The sequence below is a fragment of the Archaeoglobus neptunius genome (assembly GCF_016757965.1).
GTDB lineage: Archaea > Halobacteriota > Archaeoglobi > Archaeoglobales > Archaeoglobaceae > Archaeoglobus > Archaeoglobus neptunius.
The window spans coordinates 1-26297 of the sequence record NZ_JAEKIW010000014.1 but is presented as its reverse complement, the minus strand read 5'-3'; the positions used below and the strand labels follow the sequence as shown (position 1 = coordinate 26297).

General features: G+C 47.5%; 31 protein-coding genes, 1 tRNA gene and 1 pseudogene. 6 read left to right on the top strand and 27 right to left on the bottom strand.

What is annotated here, in order from left to right:
* Complete coding sequence (locus tag JFQ59_RS10865) at positions 1–1659, bottom strand: acetolactate synthase large subunit (RefSeq protein WP_202320484.1); 1659 nt, start codon at positions 1657–1659, stop codon at positions 1–3.
* Positions 1660–1892: 233 nt separating this feature from the next.
* On the opposite strand from JFQ59_RS10865, the gene JFQ59_RS10860 reads away from it, so the two are divergent.
* The 4 genes from JFQ59_RS10860 to JFQ59_RS10845 all read left to right on the top strand — a co-directional run bounded on the left by JFQ59_RS10860 (position 1893) and on the right by JFQ59_RS10845 (position 6765).
* Positions 1893–3224, top strand: a complete 1332-nt coding sequence (locus JFQ59_RS10860; RefSeq protein ID WP_202320482.1) for an NAD(P)-dependent malic enzyme — start codon at positions 1893–1895, stop codon at positions 3222–3224.
* 19 nt (positions 3225–3243) lie between these two features.
* A complete protein-coding gene (gene npdG / locus JFQ59_RS10855) occupies positions 3244–3876 on the top strand; it encodes an NADPH-dependent F420 reductase (protein WP_202320480.1) in 633 nt (210 codons plus the stop codon).
* Between the two features lie 81 nt (positions 3877–3957).
* Complete coding sequence (locus JFQ59_RS10850) at positions 3958–5199, top strand: phenylacetate--CoA ligase family protein (RefSeq protein WP_202320478.1); 1242 nt, start codon at positions 3958–3960, stop codon at positions 5197–5199.
* A gap of 90 nt (positions 5200–5289) precedes the next feature.
* On the top strand, positions 5290–6765 hold the full coding sequence (locus tag JFQ59_RS10845) for a sodium:solute symporter family transporter (protein ID WP_202320477.1): 1476 nt from the start codon (positions 5290–5292) through the stop codon (positions 6763–6765).
* On the opposite strand, the gene JFQ59_RS10840 is transcribed toward JFQ59_RS10845, so the two are convergent.
* The gene (locus tag JFQ59_RS10840) at positions 6725–7162 is read right to left on the bottom strand and encodes a DUF371 domain-containing protein (RefSeq protein WP_202320475.1); all 438 of its coding nucleotides are present in this window, start codon (positions 7160–7162) and stop codon (positions 6725–6727) included. The genes JFQ59_RS10845 and JFQ59_RS10840 overlap by 41 nt on opposite strands.
* An 11-nt stretch (positions 7163–7173) precedes the next feature.
* Positions 7174–7443 (bottom strand): DNA-binding protein Alba, encoded by a 270-nt coding sequence (gene albA / locus JFQ59_RS10835; RefSeq protein ID WP_202320474.1) that lies wholly within the window; start codon positions 7441–7443, stop codon positions 7174–7176.
* Positions 7444–7606: 163 nt separating this feature from the next.
* On the opposite strand from albA, the gene JFQ59_RS10830 reads away from it, so the two are divergent.
* Positions 7607–7742 (top strand) — tRNA-Trp (locus tag JFQ59_RS10830).
* A 94-nt stretch (positions 7743–7836) separates the two neighbouring features.
* Here JFQ59_RS10830 and JFQ59_RS10825 read toward each other — a convergent pair.
* The 16 genes from JFQ59_RS10825 to JFQ59_RS10750 all read right to left on the bottom strand — a co-directional run bounded on the left by JFQ59_RS10825 (position 7837) and on the right by JFQ59_RS10750 (position 19213).
* Positions 7837–9111, bottom strand: coding sequence for a thiolase family protein (locus JFQ59_RS10825; RefSeq protein ID WP_202320472.1), 1275 nt, complete (start codon positions 9109–9111; stop codon positions 7837–7839).
* A gap of 38 nt (positions 9112–9149) precedes the next feature.
* On the bottom strand, positions 9150–9698 hold the full coding sequence (locus tag JFQ59_RS10820) for a UbiX family flavin prenyltransferase (RefSeq protein ID WP_230972471.1): 549 nt from the start codon (positions 9696–9698) through the stop codon (positions 9150–9152).
* Entirely contained in the window at positions 9698–10873 is a 1176-nt protein-coding gene (locus tag JFQ59_RS10815) for a tubulin/FtsZ family protein (protein ID WP_202320470.1), read from the bottom strand. The genes JFQ59_RS10820 and JFQ59_RS10815 overlap by 1 nt, the downstream gene beginning before the upstream one ends.
* A 129-nt stretch (positions 10874–11002) precedes the next feature.
* Positions 11003–11749 carry a tryptophan synthase subunit alpha gene (trpA, locus tag JFQ59_RS10810; RefSeq protein ID WP_202320469.1) on the bottom strand — a complete coding sequence of 249 codons (747 nt, stop codon included), beginning with the start codon at positions 11747–11749 and terminating at the stop codon, positions 11003–11005.
* Positions 11746–12903, bottom strand: coding sequence for a tryptophan synthase subunit beta (gene trpB / locus JFQ59_RS10805; RefSeq protein ID WP_202320467.1), 1158 nt, complete (start codon positions 12901–12903; stop codon positions 11746–11748). The genes trpA and trpB overlap by 4 nt, the downstream gene beginning before the upstream one ends.
* Complete coding sequence (locus JFQ59_RS10800) at positions 12890–13489, bottom strand: phosphoribosylanthranilate isomerase (RefSeq protein ID WP_202320465.1); 600 nt, start codon at positions 13487–13489, stop codon at positions 12890–12892. Before JFQ59_RS10800 ends, trpB begins: the two co-directional genes overlap by 14 nt.
* Entirely contained in the window at positions 13479–14015 is a 537-nt protein-coding gene (locus JFQ59_RS10795) for an anthranilate synthase component II (RefSeq protein WP_202320463.1), read from the bottom strand. Before JFQ59_RS10795 ends, JFQ59_RS10800 begins: the two co-directional genes overlap by 11 nt.
* Positions 14012–15247, bottom strand: a complete 1236-nt coding sequence (locus JFQ59_RS10790) for an anthranilate synthase component I (RefSeq protein WP_202320461.1) — start codon at positions 15245–15247, stop codon at positions 14012–14014. The genes JFQ59_RS10795 and JFQ59_RS10790 overlap by 4 nt, the downstream gene beginning before the upstream one ends.
* On the bottom strand, positions 15226–16188 hold the full coding sequence (trpD, locus tag JFQ59_RS10785) for an anthranilate phosphoribosyltransferase (RefSeq protein ID WP_202320459.1): 963 nt from the start codon (positions 16186–16188) through the stop codon (positions 15226–15228). Before trpD ends, JFQ59_RS10790 begins: the two co-directional genes overlap by 22 nt.
* Positions 16185–16874, bottom strand: coding sequence for an indole-3-glycerol-phosphate synthase (locus tag JFQ59_RS10780; protein ID WP_202320457.1), 690 nt, complete (start codon positions 16872–16874; stop codon positions 16185–16187). Before JFQ59_RS10780 ends, trpD begins: the two co-directional genes overlap by 4 nt.
* A 429-nt stretch (positions 16875–17303) precedes the next feature.
* Positions 17304–17582, bottom strand: a complete 279-nt coding sequence (locus JFQ59_RS10775; protein WP_202320455.1) for a PIN domain-containing protein — start codon at positions 17580–17582, stop codon at positions 17304–17306.
* The gene (locus JFQ59_RS10770) at positions 17579–17773 is read right to left on the bottom strand and encodes an antitoxin family protein (protein WP_202320453.1); all 195 of its coding nucleotides are present in this window, start codon (positions 17771–17773) and stop codon (positions 17579–17581) included. Before JFQ59_RS10770 ends, JFQ59_RS10775 begins: the two co-directional genes overlap by 4 nt.
* A 22-nt stretch (positions 17774–17795) precedes the next feature.
* Entirely contained in the window at positions 17796–18356 is a 561-nt protein-coding gene (locus JFQ59_RS10765) for a stage II sporulation protein M (RefSeq protein ID WP_202320451.1), read from the bottom strand.
* Between the two features lie 6 nt (positions 18357–18362).
* Positions 18363–18593, bottom strand: coding sequence for a hypothetical protein (locus tag JFQ59_RS10760; RefSeq protein ID WP_202320449.1), 231 nt, complete (start codon positions 18591–18593; stop codon positions 18363–18365).
* Complete coding sequence (locus JFQ59_RS10755; protein WP_202320447.1) at positions 18590–18910, bottom strand: hypothetical protein; 321 nt, start codon at positions 18908–18910, stop codon at positions 18590–18592. Before JFQ59_RS10755 ends, JFQ59_RS10760 begins: the two co-directional genes overlap by 4 nt.
* Before the next feature lie 9 nt (positions 18911–18919).
* Positions 18920–19213 carry a hypothetical protein gene (locus tag JFQ59_RS10750; RefSeq protein WP_202320446.1) on the bottom strand — a complete coding sequence of 98 codons (294 nt, stop codon included), beginning with the start codon at positions 19211–19213 and terminating at the stop codon, positions 18920–18922.
* A gap of 422 nt (positions 19214–19635) precedes the next feature.
* On the opposite strand from JFQ59_RS10750, the gene JFQ59_RS12490 reads away from it, so the two are divergent.
* Positions 19636–19821, top strand: coding sequence for a hypothetical protein (locus tag JFQ59_RS12490; RefSeq protein ID WP_330999880.1), 186 nt, complete (start codon positions 19636–19638; stop codon positions 19819–19821).
* Positions 19822–19826: 5 nt separating this feature from the next.
* Here JFQ59_RS12490 and JFQ59_RS10745 read toward each other — a convergent pair whose 3' ends face one another.
* From JFQ59_RS10745 to JFQ59_RS12825, 8 genes and pseudogenes are all read right to left on the bottom strand, one after another.
* On the bottom strand, positions 19827–20219 hold the full coding sequence (locus tag JFQ59_RS10745) for a universal stress protein (protein WP_202320444.1): 393 nt from the start codon (positions 20217–20219) through the stop codon (positions 19827–19829).
* A 2-nt stretch (positions 20220–20221) separates the two neighbouring features.
* Positions 20222–20926, bottom strand: coding sequence for an ABC transporter ATP-binding protein (locus JFQ59_RS10740; protein ID WP_202320442.1), 705 nt, complete (start codon positions 20924–20926; stop codon positions 20222–20224).
* A 4-nt stretch (positions 20927–20930) separates the two neighbouring features.
* The gene (locus JFQ59_RS10735) at positions 20931–21665 is read right to left on the bottom strand and encodes an ABC transporter ATP-binding protein (protein ID WP_202320440.1); all 735 of its coding nucleotides are present in this window, start codon (positions 21663–21665) and stop codon (positions 20931–20933) included.
* Between the two features lie 5 nt (positions 21666–21670).
* Complete coding sequence (locus JFQ59_RS10730) at positions 21671–22654, bottom strand: branched-chain amino acid ABC transporter permease (protein WP_202320438.1); 984 nt, start codon at positions 22652–22654, stop codon at positions 21671–21673.
* Positions 22655–23545, bottom strand: coding sequence for a branched-chain amino acid ABC transporter permease (locus tag JFQ59_RS10725; RefSeq protein WP_202320436.1), 891 nt, complete (start codon positions 23543–23545; stop codon positions 22655–22657).
* A 33-nt stretch (positions 23546–23578) separates the two neighbouring features.
* On the bottom strand, positions 23579–24880 hold the full coding sequence (locus JFQ59_RS10720; RefSeq protein ID WP_202320435.1) for an amino acid ABC transporter substrate-binding protein: 1302 nt from the start codon (positions 24878–24880) through the stop codon (positions 23579–23581).
* 85 nt (positions 24881–24965) lie between these two features.
* Positions 24966–26159, bottom strand: coding sequence for a CaiB/BaiF CoA transferase family protein (locus tag JFQ59_RS10715; RefSeq protein WP_202320433.1), 1194 nt, complete (start codon positions 26157–26159; stop codon positions 24966–24968).
* Positions 26156–26297 (bottom strand): annotated as a pseudogene (locus tag JFQ59_RS12825) (acyl-CoA dehydrogenase); the annotation flags it as partial. The pseudogene JFQ59_RS12825 and the gene JFQ59_RS10715, both read right to left, overlap by 4 nt.

Sequence of the window (26297 nt, the reverse complement as noted above, 5' to 3'; positions counted from 1 at the left end):
TCACTCGATATCTATAATCTCATTCAGAGCCGCTCCGGGCGGGACCATCGGGAAAACGTTGGCCTGGTAGTCAACTCTGAAGTCAATGACAACGGGAGCGTCAATCTCTCTGGCCTCTTTGAGTGCATCGTCAACTTCTCCCGGACTCTCGATTGTCATGCCCACCGCTCCAAATCCTCTTGCTATTGCCTCAAATCCAGTCTTCTCACATCCAATGCAGGTAGCCGAGTACCTCTCCTTGTAAAACAGCTCCTGCCACTGCCTCACCATTCCCAGATATCCGTTGTTCAGCACCAGAACCTTGACAGGGATTTCATATTTAACGCACGTCGCCAGCTCCTGAATGTTCATGAAAAAGCTGCCATCTCCAGCGATATCTATCACAGTTCGATCCGGAAATGCGACCTGCGCACCCATTGCAGCCGGAAAGCCGAAACCCATGGTCCCCAGTCCGCCACTGGTTATGAACTGCCGTGGATACCTGACCTTGAAAAACTGGGCCGCCCACATCTGGTTCTGCCCGACTTCCGTGGTTACTATTGCATCGGGCATTATCTCACATGCTCTCTCAACAACGTACTGTGGTTTGAACCCATCTCTGCTGTATTTCAGTGGATGCTCTCTCCTCCATTTGTTAATTCTGTCTTCCCAAAGCTTTCTCTGTTTGTACTGAATGTGCTTTTTCAGCCTTGCCAGCACCTTTCTTGCATCTCCAACAATCGGCACGTCAACTCCAACGTTCTTGCCAATTTCGGCCGGATCAACATCAATGTGGATTATTTTAGCGTCAGGAGCAAACCTTTCCAGATTTCCCGTGGTTCTGTCGCTGAACCTGCATCCAACAGCTATTAACACGTCACTCTCCTGAACTGCATAGTTTGCATACTTGGACCCGTGCATTCCGACAAAACCCAGACTCAGTGGATGTGTTTCAGGTATTGCTCCCTTTCCCATCAGTGTTGTTGCAACAAAGGCGGGAATGGTCTCTGCAAGCTCTGTTAGCTCCTTTGAAGCGTTTGAAATTATAACCCCTCCTCCCGCCAGAATAACCGGCCTTTCAGACTCCATTATAAGCTCGGCCGCCCTTTTTATCTGCCTGGGATGCCCGTCCAACTTTGGTTTGTATCCCGGAAGGGAAACCTTCTTCGGATAGTTGAATTCAACATCTGCCAGCGTAACATCCTTGGGAAGATCAACAAGAACGGGTCCGGGCCTGCCTGTCGCTGCGATGTGAAAGGCCTCCTTGATTGTTTTAAGCATGTCCCCCGCCTCTGTCACGAGATAGTTGTGTTTGGTGACGGGCATTGTTATACCGGTAATATCCGCCTCCTGAAATGCATCGTTTCCGATCATGCTTGTTGGAACCTGCCCGGTAAAGACAACTATGGGAGACGAGTCCATATAAGCGGTTGCTATACCGGTGACGGTATTTGTCGCTCCCGGACCCGAGGTTGCAAATGCAACCCCCACTTTCCCACTTGCCCTGGCATATCCGTCCGCAGCATGAGTTGCTCCCTGCTCGTGTCTTGTTGTTATGTGCTGAATTCCAGAGTCATAAATCGCATCGTAAACCTCAAGGATTGCACCACCCGGTATGCCAAACACGACCTCGACACCTTCCATCTCCAAAGCCTTAACAAGCGCATCAGCGGCACGCATAAAACCACCCCATAAGCTAACTTTAGAAAAGAATTACAAGCCCCACTACTACAACCGGAAAGTTTTCTTGCATTGGATTTTCCAAACCACCCCGCTTTAAAAAGGTTTGCCTTCGACGGCTTACAAATTCCGTTTAAATTGCGCAACCAGTGTTTTGTATTTTTCTCTCTAGTACTAATTTAATACAAATTTGAACCGAAAGATTTATATCCAATACTATCGAAGGTTTAATCATGTTCGAATTGGAAAAGGCAAAACTTCCTGAAAAACTCGCACCGGAATGGCACAGATTTTACGCCGGGAAAATAGAAATTATCCCAAAATGTGCGATCAGGGGACTTGACGATTTTAGCGTCTGGTACACCCCCGGTGTGGCCGAACCGTGCCGTGAAATTGCAGAGGATCCTGATAAGGTTTACGAGTACACGAGCAAGTGGAATACCATTGCAATTGTGAGCGACGGATCAAGAACTCTGGGTCTGGGAAATATCGGTCCACATGCAGCCCTCCCTGTCATGGAAGGCAAAGCTCTGCTCTTCAAGTACCTCGGTGCTGTGGATGCGTTTCCAGTAATGATAGACACTCAGGATCCAGACAAAATCATTGAAACCGTCAAGCTGATATCACCCTCCTTTGGAGGGATAAACCTCGAGGACCTGTCAACACCGAAGTGTTTCTACATCCTTGAAAGACTTCAGAATGAACTCGACATTCCCGTATGGCATGACGATCAGCTTGGAACCGCCACCGCGTCCCTTGCCGGTCTTTACAACGCTCTGAAAATAGTGGGCAAAAGGCTTTCCGAGGTAAAAATTGCGATAATTGGGGCTGGAGCGGCCAATATAGCTACTGTAAGACTTTTAAAAGCCGCTGGAGCAGATACCAGAAATATGTTTGTAGTTGATAGCAGGGGAATCCTGCACAAAGGAAGAAAAGACCTTGAAGCCAAGAAAAAAGACAATCCCTACAAATGGCAGCTTTGCCTTGAAACAAATGCAGAGGGGAGGACTGGAGGCATAAAGGATGCGTTGAAGGGAGTGGATGTTGTTATTGCGGCAAGCAAGCCCGGTCCGGGAGTCATAAAGAAAGAGTGGATAGAAGAGATGAATGATGATGCCATAGTATTTGCAGAGGCAAACCCTGTTCCGGAAATCTGGCCGTGGGAGGCGAAAGAGGCCGGGGCGAGAATAGTCGGTACTGGCAGGAGCGACTTTCCAAACCAGATAAATAACTCACTTGTATTTCCAGCGGTGTTCAGAGGGGTTCTTACAGTTCGCGCAAGGAAGATAACTGACGAGATGTGCGTAACGGCGGCAAAAACAATAGCAGAGTTTGCGGAAAGAAGGGGAATACACGAGGAATATATAATTCCAAAGATGACGGAATGCGAGGTTTACCCGGAAGTTGCGACTGCCGTTGCTGTAAAGGCAATGGAACAGGGGGTTGCGAGGATCGAGATGAGCGAGGAAGAGATTTACGAAAACGCACGGGACATGATAGTGAGCACCCAGAAGAAAATAAAAATGCTTCAGGAGGTTGGATTTATAAGCCCACCACCCGAGTGAGAAAACTGGCGGTGGTTGAATGAGGATAGCGCTGCTGGGTGGAACGGGTAATCTGGGAAAGGGTCTGGCTGTCAGACTTTCGAGACTAGGCTACGAAGTTATTGTGGGTTCGAGAAAAGATGAAAAGGCTAAAAGGCTGGCAGAGGAGTACTCGTCCATAGCCGGAGTGGAAATCCAGGGATTCGAGAACAGGATGGCTGCAAAAATGTGTGATGTTGCTGTCGTAACTATACCTTGGGAATACGCCTTTTCCACCGCTGAAAGTCTTAAGGAGGAACTGAAAGGAAAGGTCGTTGTTTCACCACTTGTACCGATGAAGAGGGAAAATGGCGTGTTCACCTATGTGAGACTGGCTGAAGGTTCGGCAGCAGAGAAACTTGCTTCACTTCTCGAAAGCAAGGTTGTTTCAGCCTTCCATTCAGTACCGGCAGCGAGGTTTGCTGACCTGAATGAGAAGATTGACTGGGATCTGGTTATTTGCGGCGATGAAGAAGGAAAAAAGATAGTAAAGGAGATCTCCGAAAAAATGGGATTTAGGGTTTTTGACGCCGGTCCTCTGAGTGCCTCATATCTGCTTGAATCTCTCGTACCTCTCGTTCTCAACATCATGGCCCGGAACAGAACGGGGGAACTGACAATCAGATTTGTTTAATTTATCGGAACAATTCCGTCACACAGGTATAAACTCGTAAAATGGGAAAAATTTAAATATATGTGAACTGTCTTTTTATCCATGTACAATGTTGAGAAGGAAATATTCATGCCAAGAAAGGAGATTGACGAAATTAAACGGAAAAGGTTCAGACAGGTGGTGAAGTACGTTTATGATCACTCTGCATTTTACAGAAGGATTTTCAGAGAAAATCGGATTGATATCGACAGAATAAAGGGGCCAGAAGATCTGCCAAAACTGCCATTCACAACCAAGCAGCATCTAAGAGATGCATACCCGCTCAAAATGGCATGTGTGCCGAAAGATGACATCGTGAGAATACAGATGAGTGGTGGGACTACAGGGCAGCCGGTGATAATCCCATACACTCGAGAAGACGTAGAGCAATGGAAGAAAATGCTTCTCAGAGATTTCCACATTGCCGGAATCACCTCGAAGGATGTAATTCAGATTACCCCGGCCTTCGGACTGTGGAATGGCGGATTTGGTTTTCACTTTGCCGCTGATGCGATAAACGCCTTTGTAATCCCGATCGGTGCTGGCAACACGAGGAATCAGGTTAGATTTATAGTCGACTTCGGAACCACAGTGCTGTGCGCAACTGCGAGCTATCCCCTGAGAATTGCGGAGGTTGCAGAGGAAATGGGTTACGAACCATCTGAACTTTCCGTGGAAAAGATGCTGCTTGGAGCGGAGCCCTGGAGTGATGAGATGAGAAAACAGATCGAGAAAACTTTCGATGCAAGAGCTTATGACATCCCGGGGTTGACAGAGATGGGTGGCGTTGGGACCGTGGGCTTCGAATGTCCAGAGAGAAATGGCCTGCACATCTGGGAGGACAACTATATCGTTGAGATTGTTGATCCGGAAACAGGGGAAGTCGTGGAGGATGGCAAAGAAGGAGAGGTTGTCTACACCTCTCTAAACAGGACAGCAATGCCCCTGCTCAGGTACAGAAGTGGAGAGATCTCTGCTGTGATTTCGAGAGAAGAGTGCGAGTGCGGAATTGAACACATGACCATAAAAAGAATCAGAGGCAGGACGGATGACATGGTCATTTACAAGGGTGTGAAGTTCTACCCGAGTGATGTCGAGCAGATTCTTGCATCTTACGGTGTCAGACACTACAGAATCGAGGTAAAAGATGGAATCAGAGTGATTTTTGAGGGTGAAAACGGTCTTGCCGGAAAAGTTGCCAAGGATATAAGGGAGTTTCTCGGCTTCAGTCCGAGGGTTGAGGTCGTTGCAAACGGTATGCTCGAAAGGTTTGAGGGCAAGGCCAGAAGACTCGTGAGGGGGTGAAGAAATGGTCATAGCTGCAGTTTACGGCGCATCAATTGTTCTGATGGTTGCCGGGTTTATCGCAGCGGCTCTGAAAGCGAGGAGAATGCTATGATCGTGGAAACGGTACTTGCGGTCTATCTTGTTGCAGTCTTGCTCGTCGGCATTTATGAGTACAGGAGGACGAAGGGAATTGTTGACTACTACCTTGCTGGAAAAAGACTTGGAACCCTGATCGTCAGCTTCTCCTTTTTCGCAACGTATTTCAGCACTGCAGCCTTTCTTGGAGGTGGTGGAGCAGGTTTCATCATGGGCTTTCAGTGGTCGGCGTTTCTGACGTTTTTCCACATCCTCTTCGCCATTCTTGCGTGGATGTTTATTGCAACCCCGATGAAGAGGATTGCGGACAAGCATGGAGCGTTAACGATTCCCGAACTTTTCAGAATCAAACTCGGCAGTCTCAGTCAGATAATTGCCGCCGTGATAATAATAGTGTTCTTCGAGTTCTACATGGTTTCAATCTATAAGGGGGCGGGAAACCTCTTTCAGGTTATGCTATCGATAGACTACACCACCGGACTGCTGATAACCGCTCTGGTTGTGACCATCTACACCGCCATAGGTGGATTCAGGGCAGTTGTCATGACCGATCTTATACAGGGAATTATCGTTCTGGTGGGTGGTGTGGCCCTGTTTGCAACGCTGATATACACCCTTGGCGGGATTGATGCAGCAATTCAGGCCCTTTCGAACACCAAGATATTTGGTGGAATGAGCGGAGAGGCTCTGTTTGAGTTTGGCAGAGTTGCACCACCACCCATCATGAAGTCCGGAATGGTGATTCCATTCATACTCAGTCTGACGTTCGCAATAAGTGTGGCGCAGCTTGCCAGCCCTCAGCTCGTCGTCAGGTTCATTGCAGCCAGAGATGAGAGGGTTATTGCCCACGGCATGATTCTCACTCCCCTGATTATCGGGATCTTCGCCATCTGTGTTTTCAGCATTGGTCCGTTTGGATGGCTGGTCATTCCAAAGTATACGTCTGATATAACCCCGTTTCTGAAGGACACTGATCTGGTTGTTCCGTTCATAGCCATGAAGCTCTTTCCTGTTGGAATCAACGCTCTGCTGCTGACAGCAATTGTGGCGGCCGCAATGTCAACAATAAACTCCCTTGTCCATGTGGTTGCAACTGCATTCGTCAGAGATCTCCTTCAGAACATCAAAAGAATGCCGGAGAACCTAACTCTGAATCTGACAAGAGCGTCGGTTTTCCTGTTTGCTCTGCTCCCTGTTGTGTTTGCAGTAAAACCAATGGGACAGATCGTCGAAATAGTTGGTGTGAGCTTTTCTGTAATAACATCCGCATTTCTGGTTCCGCTCATGGCATCCCTGTACTTCGAGAGACCAAATCCTCTTGCATCCTCAGCATCGATGATCGCTGCAGTGATTACATGTGTTCTGTGGTATGTGTACCTCTACAAAACCTTCTGGATATACCCGGTTGTTCCCGGTCTCGTGGTTTCACTGCTGGTTTACGTAACCTTCAGCCTTGCTCTGCCGAAACCCTCAAGGGTTGAAGTCTGAAGACAACCTCTGTTTTTTTATCCTTTAAAAGCTCCACAATTTCCCTGTTCAAATCCCTTGCAGCCTTGTTTGCCGAGATCAGCAGAGTTCTGGGGCATATATAGCTGCTTTTTCTCACCACAATGTCTGTCGGATGTGTAAGGAGAAGTCTCTCATCGCCGTAGCCCTCGACAATTTCATAAAGACCATAATCTGGCAGTGAAATCTCAATTTGAAATTTAAGACCCCTTTTCAGCAGGTCTCTCAGCCCGTCGGGGATATCTGCCACACTGCTATCTGCATTTACGGCTATTATGCAATCGCCTCTAGGTGAAAGATTGCGATCTCTGGTGATTTCAAAAGTCGTTCTGTGGGTGGCGCGGATGTTTTCGTGGCCCCGCGCAAAAATTTCAAACATGAAAAAAAAGGTTATTTCTTGGCAAGTATTATTTCGATTGCAGAAACGTTTGCAGGCCCCTGCTCACTATCGATCTGCTCGGTTGAGATCTGAATGTCCCTAACCTCCACATCCGGCAGGAAGCGCTTTCTGACAATCTCTGCTACATCCACTGCCCTGCTGATAGCCCTACCTCTCGCCTTAATCGAAACCTCCGTCGCACCGCTGTTGAACTGCGTCAACACCGCCAGCACGTAATTCATCACAGGCTTGTTTCCAACAAACACCGAATTCTCTGCCATTTTTCTCGACCTCCTTTTATTTTTTGTGGAGAAGAGAACGATGGGAGTTATATTAAATTTTCTCCTGTTTTGCTGCAGACTACATAAATTAAATTATTTATAAATATAATTTAGTTTGGCGCATCCAAAAATTTTAATACACCTGAAATTTAAATGAAAACAAGGGGTCGTGGCGTAGCCAGGAAGCGCGGCGGGCTCCAGCGGCGTGATGATTGACGGGTCTGCTGAGCGGTGATGACCCGTTGGAGCTCTGACCCGAAGAGACCCGCCAGTCGTGGGTTCAAATCCCACCGGCCCCACTCCCCATCTCAGTTTTTTCACTTACCCTATACAAAGATAAAAATGGTGTAAAAGATCAGACAGTTGACCGAAATGCTAACCCGAAATTAAAAATTAAACTCTCTCCACAACCATCGCCATTCCCTGCCCTCCGCCAATGCAGAGGGATGCAAGTCCGTAATCAACCCCTCTCCTCTCCATTTCATAAATCAGGGTTGTCGTAATCCTTGCACCGGTGCAGCCTATCGGGTGTCCGAGTGATATTCCGCTTCCATTCACGTTGACTTTCTCCATGTCCAGCCCGAGCTCCTTGATGCATGCCAGAGCCTGAGCTGCGAACGCTTCATTGAGCTCGATCAGGCCAATATCTTTAATCTCCAATCCGGCCTTCTTCAATGCCTTCCGTATCGCCGGAATCGGTCCAAGACCCATGTAGGCAGGATCGATTCCTGCTGACGCAACTGAAACAATCCTGACCCTTGCCTCCAGACCATAATCCCTCGCAGCCTTTTCATCCATTACGAGGACGGCTGCCGCCCCATCATTGACCCCGCTTGCATTGCCCGCTGTAACCGTTCCATCCTTCTTGAACACTGGAGGCAACTTCGCTAGTTTCTCCAGACTTGTGTCCCTTCGAGGATGCTCGTCCGTATCAACCACAACCGTCCCCTTCTTCTGCTTAACCTCCACCGGTACGATTTCCTGCGCGAACTTGCCGTCATCTATTGCTTTCACAGCTCTCATGTGACTTTCATAAGCCAGCCTATCCTGCTCCTCTCTGCTAATTCCGTATCTCTCCACTATGTTCTCCGCAGTCATACCCATATGGTAGCCATAGAACTTCTCCCACAGCCCGTCATATACCATGAGGTCGACAAGCTCGTCATATGCAGTTACAGACATTCTGTACCCCCATCTCGCCTTGGGCAAAGCGTAGGGAGTGTTGCTCATACTTTCCATCCCCCCAGCAATGATGGCTTTTGCATCTCCGCTTTTTATGGCATGGTAAGCCAGTGCGATTGCCTTGAGACCACTTGCACATACCTTGTTGACGGTGAATGCCGGAACTTCCTTCGGTATGCCTGCCAGAATTGAAGCCTGTCTTGCCGGGTTCTGTCCCTGGCCTGCCTGCAGGACATTCCCCATCACAACCTCGTCAACTTCAACCTCAACACCATCAAAGTCATAGGCATTTTCCAGTTCAATTCTCCCCCTGGGTAGTTTTTCGGGATAGAATTCCACCGAATCTTGAGTTGGCCTGGGTGCTATTTCCAGTTTTTTCATCAAACCCTTTATCGCAATCGCCCCGAGCTCGTATGCCTTTACGTCCTTAAGACTGCCGCCAAACCTCCCAACTGGTGTCCTTGTTGCTCCCACAATTACTGCCATAAGGCGGATAAACTTTCAAAAAAGAAAAAGTTTGCCTTTTATCCCCATCTTCTGTACTCAACCTCAATCCCGAGCAGCTCAGCAATTCTGGAAACGGTGTGCCGAATCATATCCTCTATCGATCTTGGATTCGTGTAGAAAGACATTACGGGTGGAAAGACGATCGCGCCAATTTCGGAGAGTTTAGTAAGCGTTCTCAGATGTCCTGTATGCAGAGGGGCCTCTCTTACCGCAACGACGAGTCTTCTCCTCTCCTTCAGCGTTACATCCGCAGCTCTTGTTATCAGGTTGTCCGTTATACCATGAGCAATTGAGGATGCCGTTTTAATGCTGCAGGGTACAATTGCCATTCCATCATGCCTGAAGCTTCCGCTTGCAAAGGGGGCTGCAATTTCATCCTCATCATAGTACTTCGTCGCAATCTCCCTCACATAATTTTCATCGTATTCAGTCTCTGCCCTGATAGTCAGCTTTGCTGCTCTGGATGCAACTGCGTACACCTCCGCTCCGGCATCCACAAGAGTCTCTATCAGTCTGATCCCGAGTACCTGTCCGGAAGCTCCGGTTAGGGCTACTATGAACCTCATCAGATCAGTGGCTCGATGTCTTCATCAAACAGTTCCAGTGTTTTGGTCATTCTCATTCTCTCAGCTTCTTCAGCCTCTTCCTTGGCTTCTGCGGCGAGTCTCTGCAATTCCTTCACTCTTGGTATGTCAGTTACATTCGCAAGAACCACGAGTGCCGCCACGTACTTTGTTTTTCTGGTCGGATAGTCTCCCGCCCTGACCTCAACTCCGGCTATCTGCTCTTCAAGCCATATCTTGGCTTTCTCGAGCCCTTTTCTGTCCAGATGCTCGGGTGGACCTGCAACGAGGACCAGTGCCCTTTCCGCACTCCTTATATTGCACGGAATCGTCAATCTTCCAAGTGCTGCCCTTCTGACCAGTGTCGCAATTTTCATGGGCTTGTCGTTTTCCAGCGCCTCAATTTCTTCCTCTTCTTTTCGTCCAAAGAGTCTAAATCCTTTTTTCTTTTTCTCGGCAACCTGAGCAAGAGTGGTGGCATAGCCGATTGACGAGATTCCCCCACCTCTCAGGGTGTTGACGACTTCACTGCTGTCAACAACCATCTCTCCAACAATGTCCTCCTCTATGGGTTCACCGGCCCTGGCCAGAATTGCAAGTCTCCTCACTATTTCCTCATTTATCTTCGCAAAGGACTCTCTCAGGCTTGTTCCCTCAAACTTCCAGGCACCGTTGTCAACGAGAATCAGGTTGTCAACATACTTTAAAATTGATATCATGCTGCGCGCAGCATTTAATGAGTAGAGCTTACCCTCTTCTGGTGCTGGAAGAATTCCTACTGCGTACACGGGCTCAGAATACATTTCAGAAAGATATTTGGCCAAAACAGGTGCTCCTCCACTTCCCGTACCACCACCAAGCCCTGCAATTATCAGAAAAGCATCCATATCATGGGTACCCCTTTCATCTATAGCATTGAGGATATTTTCTATGTCCTCCTGAGCCACCCTGGCACCCAGCTTGTTGTCAGTACCAACACCATGTCCTTTAACAATTGTTTGGCCGATGAGAATGCGATCCTGAACGGGAACATGTTTCAACCCCATCAGATCAGTCCTTGCTGAGTTTACAGCTAACCATCTCATCCTGATGTTTGAGCCTCTCCTCTTTTCATTTTCAATAAACAGGTCGAGTATCTTGCCTCCTGCCTGTCCGAAGCCGATGATGAAGAATCTCATTTATATCACCTCTCCGCTAAGATTAAATCCACTTTTTATTTAAACCTTTTTCCACCAGAAAAGACCGGTGACGAAATCCCGAATAAATCCCACGAAACAATTCCGGAGAAGGTAAAAAATTAAAGGTGTTTACCCCAAACCACTCCTCAACCTCTCCGTTAGATTTCTGATGTCTTCAACTGCATCCCCACCCTTTTCGTTTATCAGCCTTACGAAGGCACTTCCAACGACAACTCCATCAGCTCCAGCATCCGTGAGCTGTCTTACGTGCTCCGGCCTTGAAACGCCGAAACCAACCGCTACTGGACTTCTGCAGATTGACTTGACCCTCTTCAAAGCTTTAAAGGCGAGAGGAGATATCTCATCCCTCTCTCCTGTGACACCATATGTTGAGACCAGATATATGAATGTCGAAAGCTCATCCATTGCCCTGAGTCTATCTTCTGGAGTGTTGGGTGCGGCAAGAAACACGTTTCCCATTCCCACTTTACTGCAAATCTCTATGAACTCCTCAGCCTCGTCGTAGGGCAGATCGACGACTAGCATGGCATCAGCACCGCTCTCGAAAGCCGTCTCCACGAATTCTCCAACACCTTTTCTGTAAATCGGGTTATAGTAGCTCATTATCACCACTGGCTTTTCACACTCCTTCCTGAAGCCTCTGACTATCTCAAAAACCTGCTCAACCCTAAAATTTCTGAGCGCCCTGATATAGGACTCCTGAATCGTCTTACCATCAGCAACCGGATCGCTGAAGGGAATTCCGAGCTCTATGACGTCAGCTCCAGCCTCAGCCGAGCAGAGCATGAACTCCACCGTCATTTCCGGCGTGGGATAGCTTGCGGTGAAGAAAACAACCAGAGATTTGCTGATCATGCTATCCTCTCCATCACGATTCCCATATCCTTGTCCCCTCTCCCTGAAAGATTGACCACTATAACGTCATCCCTGCTCATTTCTGAGGCCATCTTTATTGCGTAGGCAATTGCGTGCGCAGATTCGAGAGCTGGGATTATCCCCTCGAGTTTCGAAAGCATCATGAAGGCCTTCAACGCCTCGTCGTCTTTCACAGCAACGTACTCACACCTGCCAATCTTCTTGAGATATGCATGCTCAGGTCCCACTCCCGGATAATCCAACCCGGCAGAAATGCTGTGCGTGTCGAGCATCATCCCCCTCTCATCCTGCAAAAAGTAGGACAGCATTCCGTGCAGCACGCCCTTGCTTCCCGCACTCAGGGAGGCTGAATGTCTGCCCGTCTCTATGCCCTCACCGGCAGCTTCCACGCCTATCAGTCTTACATCCCCATCACTCAAAAAGGGATGGAAGATTCCCATTGCATTGCTGCCACCGCCAACACATGCGACAATCGCATCCGGCAGCCTGCTCTCCGCCTCAATCACCTGTTTTTTTGTTTCAACACCTATCACGGACTGGAAGTCCCTGACGATCGTGGGAAAGGGATGCGGTCCAACTACTGAGCCAATCAGGTAATGAGTGTTCTCAAAACTCTCAACCCAGTCTCTCAAAGCCTCGTTTATGGCATCCTTCAGAGTCCTGCTACCGCTCTCAACAGCAGTTACCTTCGCCCCCAGCAGCCGCATCCTGAACACATTCATCTTCTGCCTCTCGTAATCCTCTGCACCCATGTAAATCTCAGCATCAAGACCGAGCAGTGCAGCAGCCATTGCCGTTGCAACCCCGTGCTGCCCTGCCCCTGTCTCAGCTATTACCCTGGTTTTCCCCATAAACTTCGCAAGTAGAGCCTGACCAATTGTATTGTTAATCTTGTGTGCTCCACCATGAAGCAGATCCTCTCTTTTCAGGTAAATTCTTGCTCCAACCTCTCTGCTAAGATTGGCTGCAAAATACAGGGGAGTGGGTCTTCCTGCATAGTTCTTGAGATAGTACTCAAGCTCATTTCTGAACCCATCGTCATTCTTAAGCTCACTGTAAGCCTTTTCGAGTTCTTCAAGTGGAGGAACCAGGACTTCAGGTACGTATCTACCACCGAACTCACCAAACTTCATTTTTTGCCCTCCTAACAAACTCTCTAACGAGAATTTCGGATTTTACACCATTCTCCTCGACACCAGACGACACATCAACACCAATAGGGTTCACTTCCCTTATTGCCTCCTCAACATTTCCGGGATTTAGCCCTCCGGCCAGGAAAACTCCGTATCTCTTTGCTACCTCTCTGCTCACGCTCCAGTCGTGGACCACACCACTCCCGCATCCGGAGTCGAGGAGAATGAAATGGGGAGAATACGATTCTATCTCCTGAATCACCCTACCAGGGCTGTCACCAACGATAAACGCCTTCATAACCCTAACGTGCTCCTTCAACCTCTCAAAATCCTCAACGAGCATGGGAGAGTGAACCTGAACCAGCCCGCACTCCAACTTGGATACCACCTCCATCCACTCTTCAAGGCTGGAAGCTGTGGATACTGCAAAAACAGGAATTGAGGCAGACGATATTATTTCTCTCGCCTTTTTAAGGTCAACACACCTCTTAGAGTTACTCCTAACCACGACTCCAGTTACATCCGCATACCTTTCCACAACCTCAAGCTCCTCAATACTTCTGACCCCACAAATTTTAACGATCATGACACATCCCCACGAAATTTCTGACTATCCTCAACCCGTCCTCAGTCAGCACGCTTTCGGGATGAAACTGGATTCCATATATGCTGCCCCTCCTCAACCCCATAATCACCCCATCCTCGCTCACCGCCGTAACCTCAAATCCGTCAGGAGGTTTTATGACGGCGAGGGAGTGATATCTGCCAGCTCTCATCGGGTTTCTCACACCCTTGAAGATGCCTTCCGAATTGTGTCTAACCACGGAGGTCTTTCCATGAACTGGCTTTACTTTCCCAACCTCACCACCAAAAATCTCCGCTATCATCTGATGGCCCAGGCAGACTCCGAGAATCGGCACGTTGTAGTCAAAAATGAATTCAAGACTCCTGTCAGGCTTGCCCGGACCGGGAGAAATGATGATGCCGTCAAAATTCATCTTCTCAATATTTCTTGCATTATCCCTGTCAACCACCCTAACTCTGTCAAAAAGGGATACGTACTCCACCAAATTGTAGACAAAAGAGTCCTTGCAGTCAACAATCACTATCATAATCCCACCGCCTTCAGAACTCTTGCAATCTTGTTTTCAGTCTCCATGAACTCACTTTCCGGTATGGAATCCGCAACTATCCCGGCCCCTGCTCTAACCCTGCACTTCCTGTCGTATTCCACCATTCTTATCGCAATGGCCAGATCGGACACGTTTTCGGAAAAGTAGCCCACAGCTCCTGCATAAACCCCCCTTCTGTCCCTTTCAATCTCATCAATCAGCTCTATTGCCCGCAGTTTCGGTGCTCCCGTTACAGTTCCGGCGGGAAAGGCAGCCTTCATCGCATCAAAATGTGACAGTCCGGCCTTAAGCTCGCCCACAACCTCACTTTCGATGTGGAGTACGCTCGGATAGCTCACAACCTCCATGAACTTCGAAACCCTAACACTTCCCGGCCTGCACACTTTTCTAACGTCGTTTCTTGCGAGATCAACAAGCATGACGTGTTCTGCCCTCTCCTTCTCGTCGCTGAGAAGCTTTTTTGCAATCTCCTTCTCCCTCCCTTCAACTCTTCTTGCTGTACCGGCAATCGGATTGATGATGAAAGTTCTGCCCTCAACCCTCCCCATAGTTTCCGGACTCGAACCAATGAGGGATTTTTTGAACTCCAGCAGAAACATATAGGGGCTCGGATTGGTTTCTCTCAAATTCAGGTAAATCTGGAATGGATCAAGGTCGGTACTTACAACATACTCTCTGGAAAGAACTATCTGATACACCTCGCCCTCAAAAATCTGCTCCTTTCCCTTTTCCACCATCCTTATAAACTCATCCCTGTCCCCCGCCTTCACGATCTCTGATCCGGCTTCGCCCCTTTCGATCTCGGTTCTCTTTGCCCTTTCGACTATTTTGTCTGCATTTTCAACGTTAACGCTGAAGAGCTTACGCAAATAGTGATCATAAACGAAGTAGGAATCATAACAGCCAAATACTGAAGCATCCTGAATATCCCTACCAATGTAGTTATTCACAGCATCATAAGCGATATATCCGACCAGAAATCCCCTGACATGTATTTCCTTCAGCGCATCGAAGGGGTCGGAGATTTTCGATATTATCTGCCCGTCAACTCTGGTCCTGCTGTTAATCTCGACAGTGTAGAGGGGATTGAACGAGATGTACGTATGCCTCGCTCTTCCGCTCTTTTCTGCAGACTCAAGAATAAAGGGATAGCTCTCATCTCTGATAGCAGCATAAAGTTTGACCGGGCTTACATATTCATGCTTCTGCATATTATCTCCTCCAGTTTCCTGGCAAAGTCTCCGCTCTCTAGCTTTTCGTTAAAAATCTCCACGTTCTCTTTCAAATCCTCAAATCCAAGTGAATACATTGCGATGGAGAAGTTTATCGCTATGAAAATCCTGTCTTCTTCGAGTCCGGTACCCTGAAAAACGCTCCTGATTCTTTCAGCCGATTCCTCCGGTGATTTGCAACGTACTATTCTCTGTCTTTCAACCCCAAAGTCCTCCGGTGTGAGGGTTAGTTTGTCAACGCCACCGTCAACGATTGCAACTTTCGTCTCACCAGATGGGTTCACTTCATCCATCCCGGATCCATGAAGAACCACAACCCTTCTCTCCATCAGTTCGACTGCTTCTGCAACCGGATCAATCAGATCTTCACCTGAAACACCTACAGTCTGATAAGCAGGTTTTGCGGGGTTGGACAGTGGACCGATTACGTTGAAAATTGTTCTGATCCCGAGTCTCTTTCTGACCGAGGCCACCCTCAAAAAGGCTTTGTGGTATAGGGGAGCAAAAAGAAACGCAAATCCTGACTCGTCAACCATTTTTCTTGCAAAATCTGGTTCCATTTCAATTTTTACCCCCATAGCTTCCAGAACGTCTGCAGAACCGCTTTTAGAGCTCACAGACCTGTTGCCATGCTTGGCAACCGGATGCAGAGTGGAGAGGGCGATTGCCACAGCCGTGCTGACATTTATCGTTTCTGCCCTATCGCCCCCCGTCCCGCAGGTGTCTGCGACTATTCCAAGATCAACTGATGAGTGTTCAACAACCCCGCTTGCGAATCCAGCTATCGCCTCACCATCATAACCCTTCGCCTCAATTGCCCCGAGAATCGCTGCAATTTCCACCTCACTGAGATTCGGCAACTCCCTTGCCAGATTGTATGCGGAATCAAAATCCAACTTTTTAAAAGCAACCTCGATCATCGTTTCGCCTCCACAAAAGCTCTAACAAAGCGTTCAGTGTCATCTGCCATCATGAAAGCCGTTCCAATGAGGGCCGCATCTGCGTAGTTCAAGACAAAGAGCAGGTCTTCTATACTGCCTATCCCACTTCCACTTATCTTGAAGCAGTTTATTCTCTGAGCGATTCTTGCAGTTACGCTAACATCGCCACTGTCGGTTTCCATTCTGTCTATATCTCTGTTGTTTATCAGAACCACATCCGCATTCCTGGCAAACGGCAGGTCTTCAGGATGATGAACCTCCACAACCGGCTCAATTCCATGTTCAAAGCATAAATCTACCATCTCATCTGTTCTGTCCTTCAGATGTCTGGCTACAAGCAGAAGAGCGGAAACATCAGCCCCGGCACTTCTTTCAATTTCTGCAGCATCCCTTATGAAGTCCTTCCTCAAAACTGGTAACTCTGAAAGATGGCAGATTTTGCGAAGAGTTTCAAAACTTCCACCGAAATCTGCTGCTGTGATATAAGAAATGGCCGCAGCCCCTGCATTAAAATACGCCTGGAGAATGTCTTCCACATCCCTCCCCTTCATGAGGTCACCGTGTATGGGAGAGTATGGCTTTATCTCAGCAATTACTGCATTCCTTCCACTACTGACTACACTCTTTAATGAATTAATAAACCCTGATTTTAGGTATGTTCCCATATTTCAGGAATAAAGAAAGCTGTATTTAAAGTTTTTGCCATTCAGTCAACCACCAGCAAAATCCTAATCTCATGAAAACGGTAATGCTTTCCATCATCCCTAAGGATTTAATCTATTCAAACCTAATTATTAATATCGCCATAACAGCTTGGTCCCTAACCATCGGACATTCACAATCAGACATGCGAGAGAAATTGAACTGAGAAGAGCCTTCATCACCGCTTTAATTCCCACGGCACTATTCGCAATCTATCAGGTCTGGTCAATCCTAAAGCTACTGTAACTTCTTTATTTTGCTTATCGCCTCATCAAACTCTTCAATCAAATAATATGCTTCAATACCGGCTTTTTTGGCATTATTCGCCATAATTCTGTCGTTCGTTATCAGAATTGAATTCGTGAGCTTTGCAACTGCTATGTAATAAGAATCTACAGCTCTGCAATGACCACATCTATAGCGATACTGCGAAGAGAAGTTTCACCTACAATTACAACCCTACTCTTTACGTCTTTCAGCAACTTACGAGTCTTCTTTTCAGTGTATTTCCTTCTCAATACTCCTGCAAGCTCGACTTCGAACAAAAATGGCTCATAAATTACATAATCACGCTCGGATAACTCGTCAACGAATTCTTTAGCTTTTCGGTGTCGATTTTCGTCAAATATGACTAAATAATCCGTAAAAACTGATGTATCTAAAACTATCATCTTCTTTCCTCTATTAATCCTTTCGTTAAATCTACATCTGATTTAACGATGTATTTCTCAAGTAGTTTTGATAAGCCCCTCGATGCTTTTCTCCTTACCACAATCTCTACGGTTACTCCCTCATCTAAATCAACTTTCTCAAGAGGCTTAAATACTCCTTTTTCATACACGGCTTCTATTACCTTACCCATGTTAGTTAGTCAATTCGAGTCTTCAAATACCTTTTGTCTTAAGCATTGTTTTGGCAATCCTCAGCGTGACGTTAGCTTCGACCCAAGCTGCTATTACGATTAAGATGATAGAGATTAAAGCGAGGGTTAGGTATTCTTTGATGTCTTCTTTTGTTAGAATTCGCTCTTTTTTGCCAAGCAGATAGCGGATGATCTCGCATGGGATCTTGAAGCCCGCTGCGCCGGCTGTTATTATGGCTGGGATTTCGAAGATGGCGTGGGGTATCGTAAGAACTAAAAATTTGTCAAACGATCTATTTAAAATTGCTGTTGCTGTATAGCTACCTAAGTGGTATCCGTTGACCCCTACACTCAAAAAGGTTGTAAGGCCAAATAGAAACGATCCCACCAGCAACTGGGCAATCACGACCAAATTTGTTTTCAGGATAGATGCAAACGTTAGATTCGCTACAGAATACTGGATGTCTAAGTTCAAATTGTCCAATTTACGGATGTTGTCGTTGTAATCCAGCACACTGTATACACCCAACAAGAATGATAGAACGAAACAGAGTAAAGATAGAAATACAGAGACTTGTCTCATACTTTTCTATCTCTTAGACTGTAGTTGTACCATTGTATAAACAATAAAAATTACAAAAATAACAAATCCAGAGATACTAAGAAATACAATACTATACTCCGCTATTTTGCCTTTCGCGCCAGTTAGGTGCTCCAGAATGGCTATCAAAAGTCCTGTAAGCAACCCAAATGTAATACCATATTTCACAACTTTGTTTACTTTTTCATCAAAGTCTTTTTTGCTTGTTTTTTCGTTCATTTCACCACCGTTCCGTAAACTATAAGCGCGACCCCTACTGAAATTATGCAAAAGACCATAACAAACTTTTGAGTTAGAGTTAGATTCCGTACTATATAAATCTCACCTACCTCAGTTACAATTACGGTTACCATTAAAATTGACGCCAATACGAATAATATGCTTACCGAGTATTTAACGGTTGCTAATATCGATAATATTAAAACAAAGAGCTGTACAGCCGCTACTACTGCAGATTTTTTTAGTTTTGGTCTAATTATCTTTGCAATCTCGATGAGAGTTGCCCCAAAAATTAAATAAAAGGGAGTGCTGTTCATTCTACCGCCTCATGCTATTACTCCCACACCTATTCCTACTAGCACTGCAGCACCCACACCAGCAGTAGCAACCCCAGCCAGCTCAGCGACCAATAGAAGATCGCTTGCCTTCATAAAACCGAAACCGGCGATAAGTCCACCTGAGGCAAGGTACGGGTTCATGTCCTCTCCTGAGTAATACGCATAAACGGCTGTCGCATCTCCAACAGCCATCGGCATCACCGCCATCCCTACCATAGCCAGACAGAGCCCAACAGCCAGCCACTTCATCACTTCCTCGTTCCAGTCCTTTACCTCATACATCTCTAACCCACCTCATTCTGCTCATCACAATCTGCATGCTATGTCTATTTAAGTCTTACGATATACAATCTCTATCAAAAAATTATGGATAAGTTAAATAAGGAAACTGTTAAGTATGGAACGTACAATCAACATGCTGAGTCTGATCAAAATCTTCGCATATGTGTCCTTCCAAACTCCTCGATCAGGTAATAAGCATCCACACCTGCTTTCTTCGCGTTGTCGGGAAAGAGGTTAGGATAAGTTGGTGATAGTCGTTACTTTATCCGTACTGGTTTCAGCGTACCAGTACTTCCTCGTAACCAAGCTTTCTCAGGATCTTCCTGTTGAATTGGGCTAAGTTCTTTGCAATAGGAGCTTACATCGGCAGCTTTATTGGAATGTTTGCAGTCTGACCAATCTTAGCAGCGATAATGCACGGATTGTCAGCATTTTTCGGTGGAGAAGGAAGCTTTAGAAGAACTTTTGAATTCACAGGTTTCCTCCCTTCTCTAATCGGCTCTGCAATAACAGTTCTTATGCCCCTCCATTACATCTCTGAAGCCGAAATCCCTAAAATAAGCATTACTCAACTACATTCAGTGACAAAATTAAAAAAAGTTCTCTAAAAAAGTTATTTTATACAGACGACAGGCTGTTTTGCATTGAGAATTACCTGCTGTGCGACACTTCCGAACAAGAGCTTCCCTGCCGGTCTTCTTTTCCTGACGCCAATGATGATCAGAGACGCATCTACCTCCTCGGCAAACTCTACAATGTCGTCTTCAGGCTCCTTACCCCTCACAAGAAGGTGCTTTTCGGCCTCCACCCCTCTGCTCTGAGCAAGGCTAACGACGTAGTCCAGAAGTCTCTCACCAGCTTCGATTTCCTTTTCATCCGTCTTATCCCCCCCGTACAGCGAGTGAATGAACAGAAGTTTCTCATTTCTCAGCTTTGCCTCGTTTACCGCAAAATCCAGAATTCGTGGAGTTCTTTCAGAGTGGTCAACTGCCACAACAATTGCCATTTTCACACCCCCAGATATGCTTTCTTTATCTCATCACTCTCCTTAACCTCATCCACCGTACCGCCGAACGCAATTTTGCCCTCATGCAGCACGTATGCATAATCTGAAATTTCCAGTGAGGCAAATACGTTCTGCTCAACAAGAAGAATCGTCAAACCTTCGTCCTTAAGTCTCAGTATGGTCTCGAATACTTCTTTCACCAGCTTTGGAGCAAGTCCCTGGCTTGGTTCATCCATCAATATCAGGTTTGGGGATGTCATGAGGGCTCTGGCAATTGCCAGCATCTGCTGTTCACCTCCACTAAGGGTTCCGGCCTTCTGAGTTTCTCTTTCCTTCAGTCTGGGAAACAGAGTGTAAACAAGTTCCAGTGACTCTTCAAGCTTTTCTTCAGCCTTTTTAAGGTAAGCCCCCATCAGCAGGTTGTCTTTTACCGTCATGTTTGGAAACAGGTGTCTGCCCTCCGGAACAAAGGTTATGCCGAGCTCAACTTTTTTGTGGGGTGGAGTGTTGGTCACGTCCTCCCCTATGTACTCTACCCTTCCACTCCAGGGTTTTAAGGTGCCAAAGATTGTTTTAAGAGTTGTACTCTTTCCTGCCCCGTTTGGACCCAGAACGACTGTGACACTCTTTTCCTTCACTTCCAAGTCCACTCCCCAGAGAACCTGCATCTCTCCATAGCCTGACTCAAGACCTGAAACGTTCAGCATCCGATCACCCTATTTTGAGCTTTTCACCCAAATACACCTCAATAACCTTAGGGTCGTTGAGAACCTCCATTGTTGGTCCCTCTATGAGCTTTGAACCCTGATGCATCACCACAACCCTTTCGGCAAATTTAGTAATGGCGTGCATTAAATGCTCGACCATCGCAATGCTTGCTATATTCTCCTCCTCTCTAACCTTGCTTATCAGGTCAAGAATCCTAGTGATATCCTTGGGATTCATTCCGGCAAGCAGCTCATCCAGAAGAAGGAGTTTTGGTTTCATTGCCAGCGCCCTTGCAAGCTCCATCAGCTTTTTTTCTAGGGGCGTGAGCAGTTTTGCTTCCTTATCTCTTAAATCGTACATCCCAACCATTTGCAGATATTCGTCAGCCATCTCAAGAGCCTCATCCACACCTGCATTCGCCCTTCCAAACATTGCCCCTATTGCCACATTCTCCCTCACACTCGCAGAACCGAAGGGTCGTGGTATCTGGAAGGTTCTGGCTATTCCGAGCTTTGTTCTCTCGTGAGGGGGCATATTGGTGATCTCCTTTCCATCAAAAAATATCCGGCCCTCATCCGGCATGTACACTCCGCTTATGAGGTTGTACAGCGTAGTTTTACCGCTCCCGTTTGGCCCCACAACTCCAAGTTTCTCCCCTTCGTCTATCTCGAGATCAAGCGAGTTTACGGCAACCAGCCCTCCAAACCTCTTCGTCACACCCTCAAGTTTGAGCAGCATTGCAATCACCTTATGAAATTCTCAAATCTCGTTCCTCTTGCTCTCTTTGCGAGGTAGCCAACAACCCCCTCAGGAAAAACCAGTATCACTGCGATAAGCAGAGGAGCCAGGATCAGCAACTGCATTCCCGGAAATGCTATTGCCAGGTAGTATTTCAGCAAAGCGTAAATCAGACCGCCCACCACGGGTCCGAGAAGTGTTCCTGCACCGCCCAGCATGACTATGACTATCGCCTCCACGGTATAGTTTATGGCAAACACGTCTTCGGGGAAGACATACGTTAGCTTGAGTGTCCAGGCGGTTGCGCCAATCAGACCGGCGAGTACACAGCTTACCATGAAGGCCACAAGCTTGTACTTTGTAACATTAATGCCCATAACTTTTGCAGCCTCCTCATCCTCCCTCAGAGCTATCAGAGCATAACCCACACGACTGTTCAGAATATAAGCTGTGACAATACCTGCAGCTATCGCAACCGTAATCACGCTTGCATCAGCAAAGGTTGTGGACAGAAACCTCATCATATCCGCACCAAAGGCTTTTCTCAGTATTCCTGAAAGCACTATCCCTTCAGATCCTCCCCAGATTTTGGCACCCATAATCAGATACTTGATAGCCTCGTTGACACCGATGGTTGCAATTGCGAAATATGCCCCTCTCAATCTAAGTGCTATACCACCGACCAGTATTGAAACCAGCAGTGCAAAAAGTGCCGCCAGGACAAATCCGAGAACGAGAGTCGGTACAAGTCCAAGCTGGTTGTAGTAGCCCAGGGCAACACCCATTCCGTACGCACCAACACCCAGCAGAGCAACGTAACCGAAGTTGACGTACCCGGTCATTCCAAGAAAGACGTTCAGAGCCTGCCCTATGGCTATGTAAAATACCACGAGCATTACCGGCTGCCACATTCCCTCTACGGACTGTCCGATGGCGATCATTACTGCATAGGAGAGAAACAGCGTTATCAGCGGTCGGTAGCTCTTCATTCATTCACCTCCCAGCAGGCCTGTTGGTTTGATTAACAGCACAAGCATCAGGACAGCAAAGCTCACAAACCTCGTGAGGCCGAAGGGCTCAATTCCCGGGATCAGTCCAAGTAGTGTGTAGCTTCCATTCTCTATAAGGCCGAAAATGAACCCAGCATAGAAAGCCCCCCAGGGAGATGCCAGTCCACCGAGAACAGCTATGACGAAGGCCTTGAGAGTGTACTCTCCACCCATGTAGGCGTTGATTCCAACAGGTGTGAAAAGGGTAACAAGCACCCCGCTGAGGACCGTCAGTCCAATACCAAGGGCAAAGCTGAGTGCGTATATCCTGTTCACGTCAATACCACAGGTTATTGCCCCATCTCTATCCTCCACGACAGCTCTAACGGCCTTACCCAGTTTGGTCTTCCTGAACCACAGGTATACTGCCGCTGCAATCAGGATGCTCGAGATAAATGCCACCAGCTTCGTGTAGGGTATTTCGGTGAACGGCAGTGAAATGCTGCCAATTTCCCAGCTATATCCGACGTAGTCCGCACCCCAGATCAGCTTTGCGGCCTCTTCTATGAATATTCCGATTGCAAACATGGCAAGAAGTGTTGACAGCTCTGGAGCATCGATTAACCTTTTAACAACAACGAGATAGATCGCCACTCCAATTATCATACCTGCAGCCATTGCAAGCGGTATAGAGAGGACTGGAGATACTCCGTAGAGAGTAAACATCCAGTAGGCTGTGAAAGCTCCAACCATGATAAAGGCGCCATGTCCGACATTGACGATTCTCAGTACCCCGAAGATAAGACTGAGGCCCATTGTTGCAAGGCCATACACCGCTCCAAGGATCGCCCCGTACAGCAGGTTCGCTAACATCTGTTCTACAAAAGCCATAGCATCACCAAAAATTAAAAATTAAAAAATTAATCAGCTACCACACGTCGCTCCGTTTGCCTTCTCCTCCCATGTTGGCATCGGATAGCATGGAGTTGCGGTGGCTGCAGATTCTGGCCACACGATCTTCTTTTCGCCGTTCTGCCACTGGATTATCACCATGTCGTGTCCAATCTGTTTTCCTGTCTTCGGATCAATCTGCCAGAGACCATAGAGGCACATGAATTTGAGGTCGTTCATAGCCTCCCTGACCTTGGTCGGATCGAGGCTCTGCGCCTTTTCGATTGCCTTTGCATAACTCAGCACCGCTGCTGCAGCTTCAGCCGCCTGGTAGGGTGGAACGGCATCCTTACCAGCCAGCTCTCTGTACATTGACAGGAACTCATCCTGAGTTGGTCCGTACCACTCCACACCAAGCTTTTTGGCAACGTCAGGAGAGTACTTCGCACCAACCTCCCACTGTGCAGGACCGCAAATGCCCTCCGCCTTGTTGCCCAATGCCTCGTAGAACTGGGGGAACGTTGGAGCGACGAGTATTGAAATGGCTTTGATGTTTATGTCCAGTTCGGCAAGCTGCTTCGCAAGCAACTGCCCGTCAGCGAAATGTCCACCGCCAATTATAACATCGGGTTTCGTGGCCTTGAGTTCATTCAGGATGGGGGACAGGTCGTTGGTTCCTCGTGGATAGGTCTTTTCGTAAACGATCTCAAATCCAAGTTTCTTGGCATACTCCTTGGCAGCCTGGTGGACTGCTCTGGAGAACTCTCCATCCTCGTAAACCAGCGCCAGCCTCTTTGCATTCGGATCAAGCTTGTGAACCATGTCGAGGAATCCGATCTGGTACTTGCTTGCTGGACTGAGAGTCTGGACAACGTAGTAGTAGCCCTGCTCGAAGATGTAGTCACTCGCACCGCCATGGCTGTTCAGCAGAACCTTGTACTTCTCGGCAATGGGCGCTGCGGCCAGTGTAAGACCAGAGCTGTAGGGTGCGAGGATGAACTTGACCTTATCCACCGTTGCCAGCCTCTCGATCAGACTCTGGACGTTCTCTTTCTTTGACTCATCGTCATAGTACTTTATCTCGATCTTGTAGGTCTTGTCACCTACCTTAATCCCCCCATGCTCGTTGATCCATTTCGCAGCCACCTGCATACCGTAAAGAGATGCCTTACCTTCGTCAGCAAACTTCCCCGAAAGGCTTATTGGAGCTCCAAAATAGAGAGTCTCTTCTTTGGCTGCAGGCTGCTGCTGTGCTGCAGGCTGCTGCTGTTGTGCACATCCTGCAAAAAACAAAACAACACCCACCAGCACCAATATCAGTAACCTCTTCAACATACCACCTCACCACATTTTTGCAATTTCACTAAAAAAATTACACTTAAAAATGTTTTCATTTTTAAATCTGTTAGATCAGGGGTCATCAAACCACACCCTCCTTCCTGAGGGCTTCAATTTCCTCCTCCGAAATTCCCACTGACCTCAGAATTTCATCCGTATGTTCTCCAAGCTTTGGAGGTCTTCTGACCTTCACTTCAAATCCAGAAAACTTTACAGGATTGTTGAACAGCTTGATTTCACCCAGCCCCGGATACTCAACATCCACAACCGTTCCTCTGTGCCTCGTCTGTGGATGTTCGATGACCTCTTCAATTGTGTTCACAGCACCACAGGGGATGCCCGCCTTAAGCAGAATTTCCACCCACTCATCCCTGGGTTTTTCCTTAAGTTTCTCTACAATTATCCTTTCCAGCTCCTCCCTGTGCTTCAATCTCTGCTGATTTGTTGCAAACCTCGGATCCTCTATAAGGCTCTCCAGTCCAACAGCCTTGCAGAAGGCCTTCCAGTGCCACTCGGTGGCCACAACTATGTTCACGAGCTTTCCGTCTCCAGCGGGATAGGGCTCGTAAGGAGTGGCGAGAAAGTACTTTGTCCCCATCCTCAGCTCTTCATCCTTCATGCCCTCAACAATCGCCATGTTCATCAGATTGAGCATCATGGTTACAGCACAGTCGAAAAGAGAGATGTCGATCTCCATTCCCTCTCCGGTCTTCTCCCTCCTAAGTAACGCAGCAAGCACAGCGTAAGTACCGTACATGGATGCCAAGAGGTCTGTAATTGGAACGTTTATCTTGCATGGCGTGTCTCTCGTACCCGTATAGCTTATTATCCCGGCTTCACCCTGAATGAGCTGATCAAAGGCTGGTCTATCCCTGTAGGGTCCATCCTGCCCAAAACCGGAAACGTGACAGTAGATCACATCCGGGTTTATTTCCTTAACAGTCTCGTAGTCAACTCCGAGCTTCTTCACAACTCCTGGAACGAAGTTCTCGATTATCACATCCGCCTTCTCGGCCAGTTTAAAGAAGATCTCTTTTCCCTTCTCGTGCTTCAAATCGAGGGTCATCGACTTCTTGTTCCTGTTCACCACACCAAAGTAGAAGCTGAGATCTCCCCTTATTGGTATCCAGTGCCTGGCAAGATCGCCCACCTTAGGCCTCTCGATATGGATTACCTCCGCTCCCAGGTCTGCCAGCAGAGTGCCGATGTACGGTCCCGCAACTGCCTGCCCCAGTTCCAGAACAAACAGGTCGTTAAATGGGGGAAAGCTCTTCATTTGACGATCAGCTCCCTCCTGAACGCCTGCAATCCGGTTATCGCTCTGCCGAGTATCAGCGTGTGGATGTCATCCGTCCCCTCGTACGTATAAACGCTCTCAATGTTCGCCATGTGTCTTATCGGCGAATAATCAAGG

Bases quoted from the DNA above. Each gene is read 5' to 3' on its own strand.
- trpA (WP_202320469.1), bottom strand. From the start codon at position 11,749: ATGATCAGCAAATCTCTGGTTGTTTTCTTCACCGCAAGCTATCCCACG.
- JFQ59_RS10840 (WP_202320475.1), bottom strand. From the start codon at position 7,162: ATGTTTGAAATTTTTGCGCGGGGCCACGAAAACATCCGCGCCACCCAC.
- JFQ59_RS10860 (WP_202320482.1), top strand. From the start codon at position 1,893: ATGTTCGAATTGGAAAAGGCAAAACTTCCTGAAAAACTCGCACCGGAA.
- JFQ59_RS10750 (WP_202320446.1), bottom strand. From the start codon at position 19,213: ATGTATGAGGTAAAGGACTGGAACGAGGAAGTGATGAAGTGGCTGGCT.
- JFQ59_RS10745 (WP_202320444.1), bottom strand. From the start codon at position 20,219: ATGGCAATTGTTGTGGCAGTTGACCACTCTGAAAGAACTCCACGAATT.
- JFQ59_RS10755 (WP_202320447.1), bottom strand. From the start codon at position 18,910: ATGAACAGCACTCCCTTTTATTTAATTTTTGGGGCAACTCTCATCGAG.
- JFQ59_RS10725 (WP_202320436.1), bottom strand. From the start codon at position 23,545: ATGGCTTTTGTAGAACAGATGTTAGCGAACCTGCTGTACGGGGCGATC.
- JFQ59_RS10820 (WP_230972471.1), bottom strand. From the start codon at position 9,698: ATGAGGTTCATAGTAGCCCTAACCGGAGCTTCCGGACAGGTACTCGGG.
- JFQ59_RS10825 (WP_202320472.1), bottom strand. From the start codon at position 9,111: ATGGCAGTAATTGTGGGAGCAACAAGGACACCAGTTGGGAGGTTTGGC.
- JFQ59_RS10850 (WP_202320478.1), top strand. From the start codon at position 3,958: ATGTACAATGTTGAGAAGGAAATATTCATGCCAAGAAAGGAGATTGAC.
- JFQ59_RS10765 (WP_202320451.1), bottom strand. From the start codon at position 18,356: ATGAGACAAGTCTCTGTATTTCTATCTTTACTCTGTTTCGTTCTATCA.
- JFQ59_RS10770 (WP_202320453.1), bottom strand. From the start codon at position 17,773: ATGGGTAAGGTAATAGAAGCCGTGTATGAAAAAGGAGTATTTAAGCCT.
- JFQ59_RS10815 (WP_202320470.1), bottom strand. From the start codon at position 10,873: ATGAGATTCTTCATCATCGGCTTCGGACAGGCAGGAGGCAAGATACTC.
- albA (WP_202320474.1), bottom strand. From the start codon at position 7,443: ATGGCAGAGAATTCGGTGTTTGTTGGAAACAAGCCTGTGATGAATTAC.
- JFQ59_RS10720 (WP_202320435.1), bottom strand. From the start codon at position 24,880: ATGTTGAAGAGGTTACTGATATTGGTGCTGGTGGGTGTTGTTTTGTTT.
- JFQ59_RS10845 (WP_202320477.1), top strand. From the start codon at position 5,290: ATGATCGTGGAAACGGTACTTGCGGTCTATCTTGTTGCAGTCTTGCTC.
- JFQ59_RS10760 (WP_202320449.1), bottom strand. From the start codon at position 18,593: ATGAACGAAAAAACAAGCAAAAAAGACTTTGATGAAAAAGTAAACAAA.
- trpB (WP_202320467.1), bottom strand. From the start codon at position 12,903: ATGAAGTTTGGTGAGTTCGGTGGTAGATACGTACCTGAAGTCCTGGTT.
- JFQ59_RS10795 (WP_202320463.1), bottom strand. From the start codon at position 14,015: ATGATAGTGATTGTTGACTGCAAGGACTCTTTTGTCTACAATTTGGTG.
- JFQ59_RS10780 (WP_202320457.1), bottom strand. From the start codon at position 16,874: ATGGGAACATACCTAAAATCAGGGTTTATTAATTCATTAAAGAGTGTA.
- JFQ59_RS10775 (WP_202320455.1), bottom strand. From the start codon at position 17,582: ATGATAGTTTTAGATACATCAGTTTTTACGGATTATTTAGTCATATTT.
- trpD (WP_202320459.1), bottom strand. From the start codon at position 16,188: ATGATCGAGGTTGCTTTTAAAAAGTTGGATTTTGATTCCGCATACAAT.
- JFQ59_RS10715 (WP_202320433.1), bottom strand. From the start codon at position 26,159: ATGAAGAGCTTTCCCCCATTTAACGACCTGTTTGTTCTGGAACTGGGG.
- npdG (WP_202320480.1), top strand. From the start codon at position 3,244: ATGAGGATAGCGCTGCTGGGTGGAACGGGTAATCTGGGAAAGGGTCTG.
- JFQ59_RS10790 (WP_202320461.1), bottom strand. From the start codon at position 15,247: ATGCAGAAGCATGAATATGTAAGCCCGGTCAAACTTTATGCTGCTATC.
- JFQ59_RS10800 (WP_202320465.1), bottom strand. From the start codon at position 13,489: ATGATCGTTAAAATTTGTGGGGTCAGAAGTATTGAGGAGCTTGAGGTT.
- JFQ59_RS10740 (WP_202320442.1), bottom strand. From the start codon at position 20,926: ATGCTGAACGTTTCAGGTCTTGAGTCAGGCTATGGAGAGATGCAGGTT.
- JFQ59_RS10865 (WP_202320484.1), bottom strand. From the start codon at position 1,659: ATGCGTGCCGCTGATGCGCTTGTTAAGGCTTTGGAGATGGAAGGTGTC.
- JFQ59_RS10730 (WP_202320438.1), bottom strand. From the start codon at position 22,654: ATGAAGAGCTACCGACCGCTGATAACGCTGTTTCTCTCCTATGCAGTA.
- JFQ59_RS10735 (WP_202320440.1), bottom strand. From the start codon at position 21,665: ATGCTGCTCAAACTTGAGGGTGTGACGAAGAGGTTTGGAGGGCTGGTT.